We start from the raw sequence: 18,040 nt of genomic DNA, 5'->3' as shown, positions 1-18,040 counted from the left end.
GACCTATGCTCTCCTGCTTAATCACACCCCAGGGAAAATCAGATCCAGCGCCTGCAGGGAATCTTCCCAGTCGGCCCGTTCAAAGATCCCTTGCTGTAAAAATGCCTCCAGCTGCGGCCACAAGGCGATGGCTTTATCCAGCATCGGGTCGCTGCCTTTGGCATATGCACCCACGCTGACTAAATCACGGTTACGCTGGAAACTGGACAGCAGCTGTTTAAAATTACGCACCCGCGCATAGTGTTTTTCGCTGATGAGCGAGGTCATTGCACGGCTGATTGAGGCTTCGATATCAATGGCCGGATAATGACCCGCCTCCGCCAGGTGACGGGACAGCACAATGTGTCCGTCGAGGATCGCACGCGCGGAATCGGCAATAGGATCCTGCTGGTCATCGCCCTCGGTCAGCACGGTATAAAATGCGGTAACCGAACCGCCACCGTGAATACCGTTCCCGGCACGTTCCACCAGCGCCGGTAATTTGGCGAACACCGAGGGCGGATAGCCTTTGGTGGCGGGCGGTTCACCGATAGCCAGTGCGATTTCACGCTGTGCCATCGCGTAGCGGGTGAGGGAGTCCATAATCAGCAGGACGTGCTGCCCGCGATCGCGAAAATCTTCGGCAATACGCGTGGCATAGGCGGCGCCCTGCATACGTAATAATGGGGAGACGTCCGCAGGGGCGGCAATCACCACCGAGCGTGCGCGACCGTCGGCACCGAGAATATTTTCAATAAAGTCTTTTACTTCACGACCACGCTCGCCAATCAGCCCAACGACAATGACATCGGCCTGGGTATAGCGCGCCATCATGCCGAGCAGGACGCTTTTACCCACACCGGAACCGGCGAACAGGCCCATACGCTGGCCGCGACCGACGGTTAGCAGCGCATTGATGGGGCGCACACCGGTATCCAGCACGTGCTCAATGGCGGTACGTTGTAGCGGGTTAAAGGGGGGTGTAATTAACGCCCCGGTTTCCGTGGTGTCGGGCGCAGGCAGACCGTCGAGCGGTTTTCCGCTGCCGTCGAGCACGCGACCAAGCAGGGCGGGGCCCAGCGGCAACTGCTTGCCACTTTGCAGGCCTTCACCGGCAATGTTTTTCGCGTACACGCGCGCGCCAGGCAGAACGCCTTCGACTTCTTCGAGCGGCATCAAAAACAGACGCTGGCCGTTAAAACCGACCACTTCGCTTTCGACTTCCTGAGTGTCGTTGCCGTTCTGACGCTCAATCACGCAGGTGGCGCCCAGCGGCAGCTGTAAGCCTGTGGCTTCCAGCACCAGGCCGGTGGCGCGGGTCAAACGCCCGTAGCGTCGTACCGACGGCAGCAGCGACATTTTCTCTTCGAAGTTATCCAGCGAGGTGAGCCAGCGGGTCAGACGGGTGGTCATTACACGACTCCCGGTGCGGCCAGACGGCAGAGTTCCTGCCAGCGCGTGGCGACGCTGGCATCCAAATCGCCTTCGTCGGCCGAGACTTTACACCCGCCATGATGCAGGGTTGGGTCGCCGCGCAGTCGCCAGCCGTGCAGGCTGAGGGTGGCGCCGAGCATCTCTTCCACGCGCTGGAGATCGTCCGGATGTACGCGCAGTTGGGGTTTGCCGCTAAACAGCGGCTCCTGCTGCAGTAGCTGTTGGATTTGTTTAATCAGCGCGGCGTTATCGACGATCGGCGTCTGGCCAATCACCTGCCGCGCGGCTTCCAGCGCCATTTGCATCAGGCGTGAGGCAATCACGCTGTCCAGCGCGTCCAGCGTATTTTGAAACTCGCTCACCAGCTGCTGCATGCGGGCGTGAATGGGCGCATGCTGTGTGCGGGCCTGCGTCTGACCTTGCTCCAGCCCCTGCGCTAACCCGTCCTGATAACCCTGCTCATGGCCTTTTTGCCGACCTTCAGCCAGGCCGGCGTTATAGCCTTGTTCATGCGCCTGCAACTGCAGCTGTGCCAACTGTTGCTCGAGCTGTTGTTCAGCGGACAGCTGCGGTTCTTCCGCGTCGTCCGTCGGCAAGGGGCTGCTGTCGTCGGCCAGCACGAACGCCGCCATCGGTGGCGCGAGGTCGTCCGGGGTCCAGACTTTCCACGGCAGGTCGTTAGACATAGGTATCCTCGCCGCTGCCGATCACCATCTCGCCGGTTTCCGCCAGGCGACGCACAATCAGCAGAATTGCTTTCTGTTCGTTTTCTACCTGCGACAGACGTACCGGACCACGGTTGGCGAGGTCGTCGCGCAGAATATCGGCGGCACGTTGCGACATATTGCGCAGGAATTTCTCGCGCAGCGGCTGTTCGGCACCTTTCAGGGCGATCAGCAGCGACTCGGAATCCACTTCCTGCAGCAGGCGCTGGATACTGCGGTCGTCGACGTCCACCAGGTTTTCGAACAGGAACATCTCGTCGATAATTTTCTGTGCCAGTTCGCCGTCGAATTCGCGCACGGCGGTAATGACCGCTTCTTCCTGCTGCGTTTTCATCAGGTTGATAATCTCTGCTGCCGTTCTCACGCCGCCCATTTTGCTGCGCTTCAGGTTCTGGCCGTCGAGCAGGCCGTTCAGCACTTCGGTCAGCTCCGCCAGCGCGGCCGGCTGCACGCCGCCGAAGGTGGCAATACGTAACATTACATCGTGGCGTAAACGCTCGTCGAACAGCGCCAGAATATCGGCCGCCTGGCCCCGTTTGAGGTGTACCAGAATGGTGGCGATGATCTGCGGGTGCTCGTCGCGAATAAGGTCGGCGGCGCTTTGCGGCTCCATAAAGTTGAGCGTTTCGATGCCGCTGGTGGTATCGCGGGTTTCCAGAATATCTTCCAGCAGGCTGGAGGCGCGCTCTTCACCCAGCGCTTTCACCAGCACCGAGCGCAGATATTCGTTGGCGTTAATGTTCAGCGCCGCAAACTGCTCGGCTTCTTGTTCAAACTCGGCCAGCACCTCGGTGAGTTGCTTGTTGGAAATCTGGCGCACGTTGGCCATCGCCGTACTGAGGGCCTGCACTTCACGCGTCGACAGATGCTTAAACACCTCTGCCGCGCGATCTTCGCCAATGGTCATCAGTAAAATGACGCTTTTATCGGTGCCGCTTAGATTACTCATGTTCGTTATTTATCCACTGGCGGATGACCAGCGCCACAACGCGCGGATCGTTATCTGACATTTCACGAATACGCTGGCTCATGACTTCTGCGCCCAGGCGCTGGTTCGTACGACGCTGCTGGGTCTGTTCGTCCTTGCTGAGACGAACTTCTACCGCTTCTTCGGTTTCCTGACGCACGCGCGTTTGTTCCTGTGCGACTTTCGCCTCTTCGCTACGGCGGGCCAGCTGCGGACGGACCGCTTTACGCCACAGGATCCAGGCCACCAGCAGCACCAGCAACCAGCGTCCGGCAACCATCAACTGCTCAATAAAGGACTGCTGTTGCCAGAATGGCAGTTCACCGCCCGCGTCGTCGGTTGCCGTGAAGGGTGAGTTCACCACGTTCAGGGTATCGCCGCGCTTATCGGAGAAGCCCATGGCTTCGCGGGTCAGATCCTCGATCTGTTTCATCTGATCGGCGGTCAGCGGCAGCGGTTTACCGTCCGGCAAGGTTTTATAGTTGACCACCACCGCCACGGAAAGACGCTGCACGTCGCCGACGTTCATTTTGGTATGACGAATGGTGCGGTCGACTTCATAGTTGCTGGTTTCATTGCGCTGAGTACTACGAGGGCCGGTATTCGCGTTATTGGCTGTCTGCGCGGTTTGCGCATTTTGCTGATTAGCCGGTGGCGTATTGATCGGCGCAGTATTCGCCGGTGCAGGCTGATTCGACAGGGCGCCCGGTACGCCGCCCGGTGCGCCGCTTCCTATTTGCTCGCTGACGTTGAGCTGGCGCGAACGCAGTACAGCCTGCGATTCATCACCATTCGGGCTGTACTGTTCTTCGGTTTGCTCTTTATTGGCAAAATCCAGCTGTGCGGTGACCTGCGCGTGGACGTTACCGTTACCGACGATTGGTGACAGGATCGATTCGATACGACGCTGAACGCGGCCTTCGACGTCGCTGGCGTATTTCAGCTGCGCATCGTTCAGGTCACGGCTGCTGGTGTTCGACTGGGTTAACAGATGACCGGCCTGATCGACCAGCGTGACGTTACCCGGCGGTAAACCGGCCACGGCGCTGGAGACCAGATGGGTAACCGCGCTAATTTGACCTTCATCCAGCGCCCGACCCGGTTCCAGATTTACGGTAACGGAGGCGGAAGGGGATTTTTGCTCACGGACAAATAATGATGGCTTCGGCATGGCCAGATGGACGCGGGCGCGTTTAACCGGTCCGAGCGTTTCAATGGTGCGCGCCAGTTCGCCTTCCAGCGCACGCTGGTAATTCACCTGTTCGCTAAACTGGCTGATACCAAATTTTTCCTGGTCCAGCAGTTCAAAACCCACCGCGCCGCCTTTCGGCAGACCTTGCTGGGCCAGACGCAAACGCAGTTCATGTACTTTATCCGCGGGAACTTCGATGGCGCCGCTTCCCTCGGTGAAACGATAGGGCACGTTCATCTGCGTCAGTTGGGTGACGATGGCGCCCCCGTCCTGATCGGAGAGGTTGCTGAACAGCGTGCGGTAATCTGGCGCTTTGGCCCACAATACCATCGCCACGACGATCGCGACGGCAGCCGCGCCCGCCACAATCAGAGGGATTCTGGGATTCGCACGCAGGCGATTTAACCACTCGAGAGGTTTCAGTGGGGTTGCAGTCGATGCTGTCGCACTCATCTCGCACCTCGTGGATTATCGTGGACGGCGTTTTTTGCAAAGTGGAACAAGACTCACTCCCGGGTCAGCAAACTCGAAAAATTGACCGTCACATTATTTGCGGTTTTAAATTTTTCTATGCGCCAAAAACCGGGGGTTTTTATCGTTATTTAGCGCCTTTATCTTATTGACGAGCTGGTAATCTCTGCTACGTGAAAAATCATCCAGGGGATCAGAATGTCGGCAATACAGGGGATTGAAGGGGTCATCAGCCAGCTACAGGCCACGGCGACGTCAGCGAAAATGCAGGATATGCAGCCACAACCGACCGTGAGTTTTGCCGGTCAACTGCATGCGGCGTTGGACCGCATCAGCGATGTGCAAACCGCATCCCGCGTGCAGGCAGAAAAATTTACCCTGGGTGAGCCGGGCATTGCGCTGAATGATGTGATGACCGATATGCAAAAAGCCTCGGTCTCAATGCAGATGGGGATTCAGGTACGTAACAAGCTGGTGTCGGCGTATCAGGAAGTGATGTCGATGCAGGTGTAGGGACAACGTGCAGGAAATGTAGGCCGGATAAGCGCAACGCTATCCGGCAAACCCTTACTTCTGAATCAAATAACGAATGGTTGGCCCATCCTGCTGAATATCCAGCACCGTATAGCCGTGATTACGCGCATCCAGCGGAATATTATTGATCGACTGCGGGCAGTCACTCACCACTTCCAGAATTTCACCTTTCTTCAGCTGCGGCATCGCTTCCAGCGTGGCGACAGCCGGGTAGGGACACGGTTCACCCACCATGTCCAGACGGTAATCAGGGACGATATTTTTCATGCGGATTCCTTAGCAGGCGCTAGCCCTGCACGGCGGAAGAAACGTTTTTCCCAGCCGATGATCAGCATCAGCGCGGCAAACAACAGTAGATAGGTCACCAGCAGGCCGCCGAGCGGACCGAAGGTGTTGAGCAGGTTCACTTTATCCCAGCTGGTGGCAAGCGCCGGGGCGAAGTCATCCCAGTAGTAGGCCAGGATGGTCGAGCCGATTACGTTGCCCAGACCGACCCACCAGTAATGCACCTGGCCTTCCACCGCGCGGTACATCCAGCCGGTTTCACACCCGCCCGCCAGTACGATGCCGAAGCCAAACAGCAAGCCGCCGATCACCGCGTTGGGACCGGCCCACATGATCTTCGCCTCCACGCCCAGTTGCACGTAGCTGAAGATACCGATGGCGCTGACCGCCATGCCGAAGATAATGGCTTTTGCCATATGGGTGCGCCCGGAAATCCACAGGTCGCGAAATGCCGAGGTGAAACAGATTTGCGCCCGTTCAATCAACAGACCGAATCCCACGCCGAACAGCATGGCTAACCCGAGCTTGGGTTTATCCATGGCGGTGAGCAGCGCCCAGCCGATCATGCCGATAAACACCAGCATGCCGAGGCGAAAACGCCGACGCGCCTGCTCCGGTTTTTGCGTCAGCGGCGAGGCGGCAGAGACTTTCTGCATTTTGACCGGAATACGGAACATCGGCAGCAGGGTGAAGCGTGCGCCAAACCAGGAGCCAATTGCGGTGGCCAGTGCAAAGAACCACGCATGCAGGGAGAACTGTGGGATCCCGGTGAAGAACGCCGCGAGGTTACAGCCCATCGCCAGACGCGCGCCGAAACCGGCGATTATCCCGCCGATAATGGCTTGCATAATGCGCACCCGGCTACGTGGCATACGTAGTTTCACGTTGTTGGCCCACAGTGCCGCCGCAAAGCAACCGCCGAACATGCCGAGGATCATCATGCCGTCGATGCGGGTCAGCGGGGAGCCTTCGAGGTGGATCAGTTTGTAGTAACCCCACTCTTCGGCGTGAACGCCAAACAGCTGCAGGACTTGACCGCCCCAGCGAGTAAATTCGCCGGTTACCGCCCAGAAGGTTCCCGTAATGCCGAAATAGTAAGTGGAGAGAATACCCGCCGCGATGACCGCGGGGGCAGGAGCCCAAAATTTAATTAACCAGGCCTGTTTGAAGTGTTGCCATGACATGCGTTTTGCCTCTGAACTCAGAAGGTATGTAACAAGAAGTGTGGATATTACACCGATCCACATTTTTGCCTATCAGCAATAAGAAGTAATCCCGACGAGATCAATCTTTATCCGCCGCCGCGAAAGGCTGGCGACATCAGGGGTTTAATGCCACAATCCCCTTTTCTTCGCATGCAGGATGAATGATGAAAAAATTAGCAATCGTTGGTGCATTTCTGCTTCTTAGCGGATGCGCCGAAGTTGAAAATTATAACGAAGTGGTAAAAACGCCCGCGCCTGCCGGTCTGGAAGGCTACTGGCAGTCGAAAGGTCCGCAGCGCAAGCTGGTGAGTCCGGAAGCTATCGCCTCGCTGGTGGTGACCAAAGAGGGCGATACGCTGGATTGTCGCCAGTGGCAGCGGGTGATTGCGCTACCGGGGAAACTGACGATGCTCTCCGGCGATCTCACCAACGTGACGGTGAAGCGTGAGCTGTATGAGATTGAGCGCGAAGGTAATACGCTGGAATATGACGGGATGACGCTGCAACGGGTCGATCGCCCAACGCAGGAATGCGCCGAGGTGTTACAGAAAACGCCGTTGGCCACGCCGCTGCCGTAAGCGTTTAACCCCGGTAGTCCGCGGCTACCGGGGAGAAGATTACAACACCTCTGCAATCACCCACACGCTGACGCTGCCGCCGTTGCAGAAAAACGTCGCTTCGCCGTTTTCATCGGTGACCACGCTTTCCTCGCGATTCCCCAGATAGTCACGCCAGGTTTTATTGCCGTAGTTCGCGCCAAGCGCAATGCTTTTTTCGCCGTCATCGCCGTTGGACAGCACCACCACACAGCCGGGGTCGTCGTCGGTACCGCTGCGGCTAAAGGCGATGCAATTGGGGTGATCAAAATACAGCGTTTGCACGCCGTGGGCGAAACGCTGACGGGCCAGAATCAGTTCATCAAGCTGTTCAATGATTGGCATGTCGATGGGATAGGTTTGGCCATCCCCGCCGGTATCTTCATAATGCGCGCCGTACAGATCGGGGTAGAACACCGACGGCACGCCGTTTTCGCGCAGCAGGATCAGCGCGTAGGCCAGCGGCTTAAACCACGGTTCGACCGGGGCCTCCAGCGCCTGTAGCGGCTGGGTGTCGTGATTGGCGACCAGCGTCACCGCATGGAACGGATCGGCTTCCACCAGCGTATCGGTGAAGATCTGGCTCATGTCATAATCGCGTCCCTGACGTGAAGCCTCGTGAAACTTCATCTGCAGGGGGGCGTCGAACAGCATGGTTTTCCCCTCCACCTGGTCGATGTAGTTTTGCAGTTTGTCGACTTCATGGGACCAGTATTCAGCGACGATAAACAACGGTTTGGGGGCCACCTCTTGCACGTGTTCGATCCACTCTTTATAAAACCAGGCCGGGATATGCTTGACGGCATCGAGGCGAAAGCCGTCGCACTGGGTTTGATCCATCACCCAGCGCGCCCAGTATTTGATCTCCTCGGTGACGGCGTGATTACGAAAATCGATATTTTCGCCCATCAGGTAGTCAAAGTTGCCGAGTTCGTCATCCACCTGATCGTTCCAGCCTTCTCCGGTGTAATCGTTGACGATTTTAAAAATGCCGTCTTCGGTGGGATTTTCAATATGGTCGATGCCGCTGAAGCATTTAAAGTCCCAGATAAACTGTGAATATTGCCCGGCGCGGGCCGGGAAGGTGTAGCGGGTCCAGGCCTCGCATTCGACAATCTCATCGTCAATCTGCGTGCGGTCATCGGTGTTTACGCGCTGGACGCGAATGTGCTCTTTCTCATCAGCCCCCATTTTGTGGTTGACCACCACGTCCAGCAGTACCGCAATGTCGTTGTGTTTCAGCGCATCAATGGCGGCCAGCAGCTGGTTTTTATCACCGTACTTGGTGGCGACGGTGCCTTTTTGGTCGAACTCGCCGAGGTCAAACAGATCGTAGGAGTCGTAGCCAACCGAGTAGCCACCGGACGCGCCTTTATACGCGGGCGGCAGCCACACCATATTGATGCCGATATCGTTGAGGCCGCCTGCGCGTGCGGCAAGTTCGGGCCACAGCTGACCGCCCTCAGGGTAATACCAGTGGAAGTACTGCAATAACGTAGGATTTTTCATCTTCCGTGCTCCAGAAGTCGTTTGGCCGACCTCTGGAGTATGGAAGATTATTCAGACGAGACGGGAAAAAATTACGATGCGGTAGGGGCGTCGGGTACCAGCAGCATACCGGAAAGACGACCATAGGCGTTATTCAGCGTCTTCTGGCGGGTCGACTGACCAATAAGCCCACTGAGTTCATCCAGCCGCTGTTGCAGCAATGCTTTGAGTAACTGTTCATTATCCAGCGTCTGTTTAATATACCCGGCCACGATGTTCTGAATACCTCGCGTAATGCCCGGTGGAGCCTCGTCTTCCATGACCACTTCAATACTTTGCAGATAGCTAACTTCCTGTTCCAGTAAAAGGTCCCATTCACCGCGCTGCGCCAGTTCCAGCAGCGAGTGACTGAGTAGCGCGATGCGCTGCCAACGGTTGACAAACTCCACGGCTGAGGTCATTAACGCGACTCCTGGGATGATGCACTCGGTGAGATCTGCTTCCAGGCTTCCGCAATGTTGCCGAGCAACCCTTCGACTTCTTCAATTGCTTGACAGTCATTATTCAAATTTGCGTGCAATAAACGCCGGACCATGTATGCGTATAGCGCAGACAGATGAGTGGCAAGTTCACCTCCTTTTTCATGATCCAAACCGGCATTTAAGCCATTATCAATAATATTGATGGCTTTGCTTAAGGCCTCGCCTTTGGCGACGATATCACCCTGTTGCATAAACAGGCGAGCGCGCACCAGCGCGCTGTGCGCGCCATCAAACAACATTTCGATCAGCTGATGCGGGCTGGCGCTCATCACGGCGCTTTCCACGCTGACCTGTGCATAGGCTTTGGTACCGCTCGCGGTATACATGCTTACCTCGTGTTATCAGGAATTGTTCATCGCTGAAAATTGTTGGCCCAGATAGGTACTGGTGCCGTTGAGCTTACTCATCATGGAATCGAGCTGGGTAAACTGCGCTTTATAGCGCGCCACCACTTCGTCAATGCTGTTACTTACGTTCAGATACTGCTTGGTCAGCATTTTCAGATTGGCGTTAATATTGTCTTGTGCATTGTCGATAATGCCGTCATCGGCCAGATAACCTTTAATTTCAGTGGCAATCTTGGTGGTAATCCCGCTTTCTTTACCATCGCCAACCAGCAGTTCACGGGTGGCTGCGGTGTTATCTTTCAGCGCCTTAGCCAGCTTTTCGTCATCAATTTTCAGCTTACCGGTTCCGCCGTCCTGGGTAATGCCAATCTCAGACATGGTTTTAAACGAGGATTCGCTACCGCTGTTGGCAAACGGTGCGCGGATACCGTTTTGAATGGTACGTAAAACGCTGTCACCCAGCAGCGCGCCGTTATCGGTGCTGGCCGCTTCGCCCGGTTCGACTTCTTTATATTTGGTCAGCGTGCCAAAGGTATCGACCAGCGAGTTGTAGGCATCCACCCAGGTTTTAATCGCCGCGGTGGCTTTCTCATCACTTTTGACAACCGTGATGGACGCATCTTTTATTTCTTTGGTCAGCTGCAGCGTAATGCCCTGCGGGGCGTCGGTCACGGTATTGCTTTGACGTTCAATATCGATGCCGTTGACGGTCAACTGCGCATTTTGCGCGCCAACCAGCTGTTTCATCTTCCCGCTGCCAGCTTTGCTGTCATAGGAGAGTAATTCGCTCAGTTTTGCATCTTTATCCACCGAGATGGTCATTTCGCTCTCGGTGCCGCTTTCAGCGGTTAACACTAACTGGTAATCGTCTTCTTTAATTTTTACCAGGCTTGCCGAAATACCGCTGTCGGCATCATTAATCGCATCACGAATATCCTCGAGCGAGGTTTCACCTTTGCCGAGTTTGATTTCCAGCGGCTTTGTACGACCGGCTTGCGTAATTGTGATGGTGCGTTCATCAACGCTGGTGTCACCTAATTGTTCTTTCGTCGAGCTAATTTTGGCCGTAGTCGATAACGACTGTGCCTGCGCCAGTTGGCTGACGCTGACGGTGTATTTCCCTGGTGCGGCACCTGCGCTGGTGCTGACTTTCAAATCTTCTGTGCTGCTGGTGGCCGTGGTGCTTTTAAACAGATCGGCGCTGTTGAGTGCGGTATTTGCCGTCTGAAATTTTTCTAACGCGCTTTTCAGCGTGCCGTAGGCGGTCAAGCGCGAGGTGTTAGCGCTTTGTTGCTGGGTAATGGGCGTTAAACGCTTTTTCTCAGCGGTTGTTAAGTTTGTTAGCAATGTATCCAGCGGTAAGTTCGAACCAACGCCCAGTGATGTAAATGAAGGCATGCCTAATTCCTTGTGATTGCAAACAGTAGTTAACCGCTTTATCGGCAATCTGCGCGCAAAGTTTAATAATAGTTTTGCAAAAATAATGCCCGGAATAGTGGCAATTAAAGAGGGTATTTCCGCGGCTAAGAAAAAAGAGGGCGGAAACTAAAAATTTTCTAAAGTTCGAAATTAACGTGCCGATACATGGGTTACGGTCAGAAACCGTGGGCAACGGCCCAATAACATCAAGTTGTAATTGATAAGGAAAAGATCATGGCACAAGTCATCAATACAAACAGCCTGTCGCTGTTGACCCAGAACAACCTGAACAAATCTCAGTCTTCCCTGAGCTCCGCTATCGAGCGTCTGTCTTCCGGTCTGCGTATCAACAGCGCGAAAGACGATGCTGCAGGTCAGGCGATTGCTAACCGCTTCACCTCTAACATCAAAGGTCTGACTCAGGCGTCCCGTAACGCCAACGATGGTATCTCCATCGCGCAGACCACTGAAGGTTCTCTGTCTGAAATCAACAACAACCTGCAGCGTGTTCGTGAGCTGGCGGTTCAGTCTTCTACCGGTACTAACTCCCAGTCTGACCTCGACTCCATCCAGGCTGAAATCACTCAGCGTCTGAACGAAATCGACCGCGTATCCGGTCAGACCCAGTTCAACGGCGTGAAAGTACTGGCGAAAGACAACACCCTGACTATCCAGGTCGGTGCCAACGATGGCGAAACCATCGATATCAACCTGAAAGAAATCAACTCCAAAACGCTGGGTCTGGATAGCCTGAGCGTGCAGGATGGTTATAAGACTAGTGCTACAGTTGTAGGTGCGGGTACCTATAAAGACGGTGTTGCTCTTACTGGACCTGCTCAAGGGGCAATTGATACTAACGTTGGAGGAACTGCTGGTCAAGGCAAGGCGACGATTGAGTTTAAAGATGGCCAGCATTACATAAGCGTTACTGGTTCGGATGAAACAGATCCAGCTAAAGGTAACGGCATGTACAAGGCGACAATCGATGCGGGTACTGGTGTTGTAAGCTTTGGTGCTAAAGATACAAACATTACCAAAGCAGAAACTACAACCGTTACCAAAAATCAGGTTGTTGATGCCCCGGCAGCGAAACCAGTTACAACTGATGCAGCAAAAGCGCTGGTTGATGCAGGTGTTACCGGTGCAACTGCTGCCAACACCACTCTGGTGAAAATGTCTTTTGAAGACAAAAACGGCAAAGTGATTGATGGCGGCTATGCTCTGGAAAACGGTGGCAAATACTACGCTGCTGATTATAAAGACGGCAAAATCACAGCTAAAACTGTTGCATACACCGACGATAAAGGTGTTAGCAAAGAAGCAGCTGTTCAGTTTGGTGGTGTGAACGGTAAAACTGAAATCGCTACCGTAGGTGGTAAACAGTACCTGGCGTCCAGCGTAAAAGACCACAACTTCAAATCCGGTACTGCGTTGAACGAAGTCGCTGCCGCGAAAACCGAAAGCCCGCTGGCGAAAATCGACGCGGCGCTGTCTAAAGTAGCTGACCTGCGTTCCGACCTGGGTGCGGTACAGAACCGTTTCAACTCTACCGTTACCAACCTGGGTAACACCGTCAACAACCTGTCTGAAGCCCGTAGCCGTATCGAAGATGCTGACTACGCGACCGAAGTGTCCAACATGTCTCGTGCAAACATTCTGCAACAGGCGGGGACTTCTGTTCTGGCGCAGGCAAACCAGACTACGCAGAACGTTCTGTCTCTGCTGCGTTAATTTACACTTATCGCGCAAACCCCGCTCCGGCGGGGTTTTTTACATTCCGCTTTACCCGTAACCCTCAAATAACCCCTTATTTCACCCACTATTCACCCGATTAAAACCCCTGCAGAAACGGATAATCATGCCGATAACTCATTTAACGCAGGGCTGTTTATCGTGAATTCACTGTATACCGCTGAAGGTGTAATGGATAAACACTCGCTGTGGCAGCGTTATGTACCGTTGGTGCGTCACGAAGCATTGCGCCTTCAGGTGCGCTTGCCGGCGAGCGTAGAACTGGATGACCTGCTACAAGCGGGCGGCATCGGGTTATTGAATGCAGTTGACCGATATGACGCTCTGCAAGGAACGGCATTTACCACTTACGCAGTGCAGCGTATTCGTGGGGCTATGCTGGATGAACTACGCAGCCGGGATTGGGTGCCGCGTAGCGTTCGGCGCAATGCCCGCGAAGTGGCACAGGCGATGGGACAACTGGAGCAGGAACTCGGGCGTAACGCGACGGAAACCGAAGTGGCGGAGCGTCTGGCTATTCCTGTGCAAGAGTATCGTCAGATGTTGCTTGATACCAATAACAGCCAACTCTTCTCCTACGACGAGTGGCGGGAAGAGCATGGCGATAGTATTGAGCTGGTGACGGAAGAAAACCAGCAAGAAAACCCGTTACAGCAACTGCTTGATGGCAATTTACGCCAGCGCGTGATGGATGCGATTGACGCATTGCCGGAGCGTGAAAAGCTGGTGCTGACGCTGTATTACCAGGAAGAGCTGAATCTGAAAGAGATTGGTGCTGTTCTGGAAGTCGGTGAGTCACGGGTTAGCCAGTTGCACAGTCAGGCCATCAAACGTCTACGCACCAAGCTGGGTAAGCTATAGGGGGTAATCATTGCCCCTGAACAATGCCGCATAACGAATTGACTACCAGGAGTTCTCATGACGGTGCAGCAATCAAAAAGACGGCCTCTAAGCCGCTACCTCAAAGATTTCAAACACAGCCAGACGCATTGCGCCCATTGCTATAAGTTGCTCGACAGGATCACGCTGGTCCGCCGCGGCCAGATTGTGAATAAAATCGCTATTGCCCGGCTCGATATGTTACTGGACGCCGCCGCCTGGGAGCAGGAGAAAAAAGAGTGGGTGGCGTTATGCCGTTTTTGCGGTGATTTACACTGCAAAGAACAGAGCGACTTTTTTGACATCATCGGGTTTAAACAGTTTTTGTTTGAACAAACCGAAATGAGCCACGGCACGGTGCGCGAATATGTGGTTCGCCTGCGCCGCCTCGGTAATCATCTGACCGAACAGAACATCTCCCATGACCTGCTGCAGGAAGGCTTCCTCGACGAAAACCTCGCCCCGTGGCTGCCGGAGACCAGCACCAATAATTACCGCATTGCGCTGCGCAAATATGAGCAGTTCAAGGCGCATGCACCTGTCGGCCAGATGCAGAAATCCTCCTGGACAGCCAGTTCTGATATATATTAAAAACGAATAAGGTGTAACGGAGTCGTGTTTGTAAATAGCGGTAAACGCTCTACACTACTGTCATAAATGATAGTCACTAATGACAATATTCGGGGTAACTATGAAATTAGCACGTCTGGGACGTCAGGCTCTGATGGGTGTAATGGCTGTGGCACTTGTCGCCGGTATGAGCGCAAAAACATTTGCCGACGAAGGTCTGTTAAATAAAGTGAAAGAGCGCGGTACGCTGTTGGTGGGCCTGGAAGGGACCTATCCCCCGTTTAGTTTTCAGGGTGATGACGGCAAGCTGACCGGTTTTGAAGTCGAATTTGCCGAAGAACTGGCCAAGCATCTCGGGGTGAAAGCGACGCTGAAGCCGACCAAGTGGGATGGCATGCTGGCCTCTTTAGACTCCAAACGTATTGATGTGGTGATTAACCAGGTAACCATCTCTGACGAACGTCAGAAAAAATACGATTTCTCTACCCCATATACGGTCTCTGGTATCCAGGCGCTGGTGAAAAAAGGCAACGAAGGCGTGATTAAAACCGCGGCTGACCTGAAAGGCAAAAAAGTCGGCGTCGGTCTGGGTACCAACTACGAAGAGTGGCTGCGCCAGAACGTGCAGGGCGTTGATATTCGTACCTATGATGATGACCCGACCAAATATCAGGATCTGCGCGTCGGTCGTATCGATGCGATTCTGGTTGATCGTCTGGCCGCGTTGGATCTGGTGAAGAAAACCAAAGACACGCTGGCCGTGACCGGTGAAGCCTTCTCCCGCCAGGCATCCGGCGTGGCATTGCGTAAAGGTAATGACGATCTGCTGAAAGCGGTCGATGCTGCCATTGCAGAGATGCAGAAAGACGGTACCCTGAAAGCCCTGTCTGAAAAATGGTTTGGGGCGGATGTGACGAAATAATCGTCATCCGGATAAAAAAGGCGCCTTTAACAGCGCCTTTTTTTATTTCATTGCGCCTGAACGTGCATAATAAAAAGAACATCACCACAACGAATACCGGAGGCTGTATGCCGCTGCATAATTTAACGCGCTTTCCACGTCTGGAATTTATTGGCGCGCCAACGCCGCTCGAATATCTCCCGCGCTTCTCTGATTATCTCGGACGCGACATTTTTATTAAACGCGATGACGTCACGCCAATGGCGATGGGCGGCAATAAGCTGCGCAAGCTGGAGTTCCTGGCGGCAGATGCGCTGCGCGAAGGGGCTGATACGCTGATTACCGCCGGGGCCATTCAGTCGAACCACGTGCGCCAGACGGCGGCGGTGGCGGCAAAGCTCGGGCTGCACTGCGTGGCGCTGCTGGAAAACCCGATTGGCACCACGGCAGAAAACTATCTCAGCAACGGTAACCGTCTGTTGTTAGATCTGTTTAATACCCAGGTTGAAATGTGCGACGCGCTGACCGACCCGAATGCACAACTTCAGGCGCTGGCGACGCGGATTGAAGCGCAGGGGTTCCGACCGTATGTGATCCCGGTCGGCGGGTCGAATGCGCTGGGCGCGCTGGGCTATGTTGAAAGTGCGCTGGAAATTGCCCAGCAGTGCGAAGGCGCGGTAGCGCTGTCCTCTGTGGTGGTGGCTTCAGGCAGCGCGGGCACCCATGCGGGTCTGGCGGTGGGGCTGGAACAGCTAATGCCCAACGTCGAGCTGATAGGGGTGACCGTTTCGCGCAGCGTCGCCGATCAAAAGCCAAAAGTGGTAACCCTGCAGCAGGACGTGGCTCGTGAACTGGAACTGACCGCCTCGGCGGATATTCTGTTATGGGATGACTATTTTGCACCGGGCTATGGCACACCAAACGAAGAGGGCATGGAAGCGGTGAAACTGCTGGCGCGTCTGGAAGGCATCTTGCTGGATCCGGTGTATACCGGCAAAGCAATGGCGGGCCTGATTGACGGTATCAGCCAGAAGCGCTTCAAGGATGAAGGTCCGGTCCTGTTTATTCATACCGGTGGGGCACCTGCGCTGTTTGCCTACCATCCTCACGTGTAATGGCAAGGTAGAAAAACGCTAATGCAAGAAAGTATCCAACTGGTGGTTGATTCACTGCCCTTCCTGCTTAAAGGCGCGGTATTTACGCTGCAGCTGAGTATCGGTGGGATGTTCTTTGGTCTGGTGCTGGGGTTTATTCTCGCTCTGATGCGCCTGTCGCCGTTGCTGCCGGTGCGTTGGCTGGCGCGCGTCTATATTTCTATTTTTCGCGGCACACCGCTTATCGCCCAACTGTTTATGATCTACTACGGTCTGCCGCAGTTTGGCATTGAGCTGGACCCGATCCCGGCGGCGATGATTGGTTTGTCGCTGAACACCGCAGCGTATGCGGCTGAAACGCTGCGTGCGGCTATCTCCTCGATTGATAAAGGTCAGTGGGAGGCGGGCGCCAGTATCGGCATGACACGCTGGCAGACCATGCGGCGGGCGATCCTGCCGCAGGCGGCGCGCGTGGCTTTGCCGCCGTTGAGCAACAGCTTTATCAGCCTGGTAAAAGACACCTCGCTGGCGGCGACAATCCAGGTACCGGAACTGTTCCGTCAGGCACAGTTGATCACCTCACGTACGCTGGAAGTGTTCACCATGTATCTGGCGGCCTCACTGATTTACTGGGTAATGGCGACGGTGCTGTCCGCACTGCAGAACTATTTTGAAGAACAACTGAACCGCCAGGAGAGAGAGCCGAAATGAGTGCGATCGAAGTCAGAAACCTGGTGAAAAAATTTCACGGGCAAACGGTGCTCCACGGTATCGATCTTGAGGTAAAACCCGGTGAAGTTGTGGCGATTATCGGGCCTAGCGGCTCAGGGAAAACCACGTTGCTGCGCAGTATTAATCTGCTGGAACAGCCTGAGGCGGGCACGATTAAAGTCGGTGACATTACCATTGATACGGCGCGTTCACTCAATCAGCAGAAAGGGTTGATTCGTCAGCTGCGCCAGCATGTGGGGTTTGTGTTCCAGAACTTTAATTTGTTTCCTCACCGTACGGTGCTGGAAAACATTATTGAAGGTCCGGTGATTGTGAAGGGAGAGCCGAAAGCCGAAGCAACGGCGCGCGCACGTGAGTTGCTGGCAAAGGTGGGCCTGGCGGGTAAAGAGACCAGCTATCCGCGTCGGTTATCCGGTGGACAGCAGCAGCGCGTGGCAATTGCCCGGGCGTTGGCCATGCGCCCGGAGGTGATCCTGTTTGATGAACCAACGTCAGCACTCGATCCTGAACTGGTTGGCGAGGTGCTGAATACCATTCGTCAACTGGCGCAGGAAAAACGCACCATGGTGATTGTGACGCATGAAATGAGCTTTGCGCGCGACGTTGCTGACCGCGCGATATTTATGGATCAGGGGCGCATTGTGGAGCAGGGACCGGCAAAATCGCTGTTTACCGCGCCCCAACAACCGCGAACGCGTCAGTTTCTGGAAAAATTCTTAATGCAATAATAACCCTACGGTGCTCACCGAAATAGATTTTTGGTGAGCACAAGCCGCATAACTATTTATTATTACTGCTTTATTATTAACGCTGCGTCGCATCAACCTGCTCTGATTATGCGTAATACTCAAGTAAATCCATTCTTGTCCGATAATCTGCATATATAAAATACATTTATGTGTTAGTTTGTTTCATTCTCATTTGTGAT

19 protein-coding genes are annotated in these 18,040 nt (G+C 54.6%); 9 read left to right on the top strand and 10 right to left on the bottom strand.

What is annotated here, in order from left to right:
* Positions 1-21: 21 nt before the first annotated feature.
* From fliI to fliF, 4 genes are read right to left on the bottom strand one after another with little or no spacing between them, the layout of a single operon-like run.
* The gene (gene fliI, locus FDW98_RS07455; protein WP_096757510.1) at positions 22-1,392 is read right to left on the bottom strand and encodes a flagellar protein export ATPase FliI; all 1,371 of its coding nucleotides are present in this window, start codon (positions 1,390-1,392) and stop codon (positions 22-24) included.
* Positions 1,392-2,099 carry a flagellar assembly protein FliH gene (fliH, locus tag FDW98_RS07450; RefSeq protein WP_096757509.1) on the bottom strand — a complete coding sequence of 236 codons (708 nt, stop codon included), beginning with the start codon at positions 2,097-2,099 and terminating at the stop codon, positions 1,392-1,394. The genes fliI and fliH overlap by 1 nt, the downstream gene beginning before the upstream one ends.
* Positions 2,092-3,087, bottom strand: a complete 996-nt coding sequence (gene fliG, locus FDW98_RS07445) for a flagellar motor switch protein FliG (RefSeq protein WP_048211311.1) — start codon at positions 3,085-3,087, stop codon at positions 2,092-2,094. The genes fliH and fliG overlap by 8 nt, the downstream gene beginning before the upstream one ends.
* Positions 3,080-4,750: a flagellar basal-body MS-ring/collar protein FliF gene (fliF, locus tag FDW98_RS07440; RefSeq protein ID WP_096757508.1), complete on the bottom strand. Its 1,671-nt coding sequence runs from the start codon at positions 4,748-4,750 to the stop codon at positions 3,080-3,082. The genes fliG and fliF overlap by 8 nt, the downstream gene beginning before the upstream one ends.
* A gap of 216 nt (positions 4,751-4,966) precedes the next feature.
* Here fliF and fliE point away from each other — a divergent pair, with 216 nt between their 5' ends.
* Entirely contained in the window at positions 4,967-5,281 is a 315-nt protein-coding gene (gene fliE / locus FDW98_RS07435; RefSeq protein ID WP_045444321.1) for a flagellar hook-basal body complex protein FliE, read from the top strand.
* Between the two features lie 54 nt (positions 5,282-5,335).
* On the opposite strand, the gene yedF is transcribed toward fliE, so the two are convergent.
* Both yedF and yedE read right to left on the bottom strand, forming a co-directional pair.
* Complete coding sequence (gene yedF / locus FDW98_RS07430) at positions 5,336-5,569, bottom strand: sulfurtransferase-like selenium metabolism protein YedF (protein WP_000790504.1); 234 nt, start codon at positions 5,567-5,569, stop codon at positions 5,336-5,338.
* Complete coding sequence (gene yedE / locus FDW98_RS07425; RefSeq protein WP_096757506.1) at positions 5,566-6,771, bottom strand: selenium metabolism membrane protein YedE/FdhT; 1,206 nt, start codon at positions 6,769-6,771, stop codon at positions 5,566-5,568. Before yedE ends, yedF begins: the two co-directional genes overlap by 4 nt.
* A 185-nt stretch (positions 6,772-6,956) precedes the next feature.
* Between yedE and yedD the strand changes: the two genes are divergently transcribed.
* Positions 6,957-7,370 carry a lipoprotein YedD gene (gene yedD / locus FDW98_RS07420; protein WP_096757505.1) on the top strand — a complete coding sequence of 138 codons (414 nt, stop codon included), beginning with the start codon at positions 6,957-6,959 and terminating at the stop codon, positions 7,368-7,370.
* A gap of 39 nt (positions 7,371-7,409) precedes the next feature.
* Here the strand turns inward: yedD and amyA are convergent, their stop codons facing one another.
* From amyA to fliD, 4 genes are all read right to left on the bottom strand, one after another.
* Positions 7,410-8,897: an alpha-amylase gene (gene amyA / locus FDW98_RS07415; protein WP_096757504.1), complete on the bottom strand. Its 1,488-nt coding sequence runs from the start codon at positions 8,895-8,897 to the stop codon at positions 7,410-7,412.
* A 71-nt stretch (positions 8,898-8,968) separates the two neighbouring features.
* Positions 8,969-9,337: a flagella biosynthesis regulatory protein FliT gene (gene fliT / locus FDW98_RS07410; RefSeq protein ID WP_096757503.1), complete on the bottom strand. Its 369-nt coding sequence runs from the start codon at positions 9,335-9,337 to the stop codon at positions 8,969-8,971.
* A complete protein-coding gene (gene fliS / locus FDW98_RS07405; RefSeq protein ID WP_096757502.1) occupies positions 9,337-9,744 on the bottom strand; it encodes a flagellar export chaperone FliS in 408 nt (135 codons plus the stop codon). The genes fliT and fliS overlap by 1 nt, the downstream gene beginning before the upstream one ends.
* A gap of 15 nt (positions 9,745-9,759) precedes the next feature.
* Positions 9,760-11,163 (bottom strand): flagellar filament capping protein FliD, encoded by a 1,404-nt coding sequence (gene fliD, locus FDW98_RS07400; RefSeq protein WP_096757501.1) that lies wholly within the window; start codon positions 11,161-11,163, stop codon positions 9,760-9,762.
* 255 nt (positions 11,164-11,418) lie between these two features.
* Here fliD and FDW98_RS07395 point away from each other — a divergent pair, with 255 nt between their 5' ends.
* The 7 genes from FDW98_RS07395 (at position 11,419) to tcyN (ending at position 17,840) form a co-directional block, all read left to right on the top strand.
* A complete protein-coding gene (locus FDW98_RS07395) occupies positions 11,419-12,915 on the top strand; it encodes a FliC/FljB family flagellin (RefSeq protein WP_096757499.1) in 1,497 nt (498 codons plus the stop codon).
* Positions 12,916-13,077: 162 nt separating this feature from the next.
* On the top strand, positions 13,078-13,797 hold the full coding sequence (locus FDW98_RS07390; RefSeq protein WP_096757498.1) for an RNA polymerase sigma factor FliA: 720 nt from the start codon (positions 13,078-13,080) through the stop codon (positions 13,795-13,797).
* A gap of 57 nt (positions 13,798-13,854) precedes the next feature.
* On the top strand, positions 13,855-14,406 hold the full coding sequence (gene fliZ, locus FDW98_RS07385) for a flagella biosynthesis regulatory protein FliZ (protein WP_096757497.1): 552 nt from the start codon (positions 13,855-13,857) through the stop codon (positions 14,404-14,406).
* Positions 14,407-14,506: 100 nt separating this feature from the next.
* Positions 14,507-15,307 (top strand): cystine ABC transporter substrate-binding protein, encoded by an 801-nt coding sequence (tcyJ, locus tag FDW98_RS07380; RefSeq protein ID WP_096757496.1) that lies wholly within the window; start codon positions 14,507-14,509, stop codon positions 15,305-15,307.
* Positions 15,308-15,414: 107 nt separating this feature from the next.
* On the top strand, positions 15,415-16,401 hold the full coding sequence (gene dcyD, locus FDW98_RS07375) for a D-cysteine desulfhydrase (protein ID WP_096757495.1): 987 nt from the start codon (positions 15,415-15,417) through the stop codon (positions 16,399-16,401).
* 21 nt (positions 16,402-16,422) lie between these two features.
* Positions 16,423-17,091 (top strand): cystine ABC transporter permease, encoded by a 669-nt coding sequence (gene tcyL / locus FDW98_RS07370; protein WP_096757494.1) that lies wholly within the window; start codon positions 16,423-16,425, stop codon positions 17,089-17,091.
* Positions 17,088-17,840, top strand: coding sequence for an L-cystine ABC transporter ATP-binding protein TcyN (gene tcyN / locus FDW98_RS07365; RefSeq protein ID WP_096757493.1), 753 nt, complete (start codon positions 17,088-17,090; stop codon positions 17,838-17,840). The genes tcyL and tcyN overlap by 4 nt, the downstream gene beginning before the upstream one ends.
* Positions 17,841-18,040: the final 200 nt, after the last annotated feature.

Origin of the sequence: Citrobacter sp. wls711 (assembly GCF_005281055.1) — a bacterium.
Taxonomy (GTDB): domain Bacteria; phylum Pseudomonadota; class Gammaproteobacteria; order Enterobacterales; family Enterobacteriaceae; genus Citrobacter; species Citrobacter gillenii.
The sequence above is the reverse complement of the archived record's forward strand: the minus strand, read 5'-3'. Positions and strand labels throughout refer to the sequence as shown.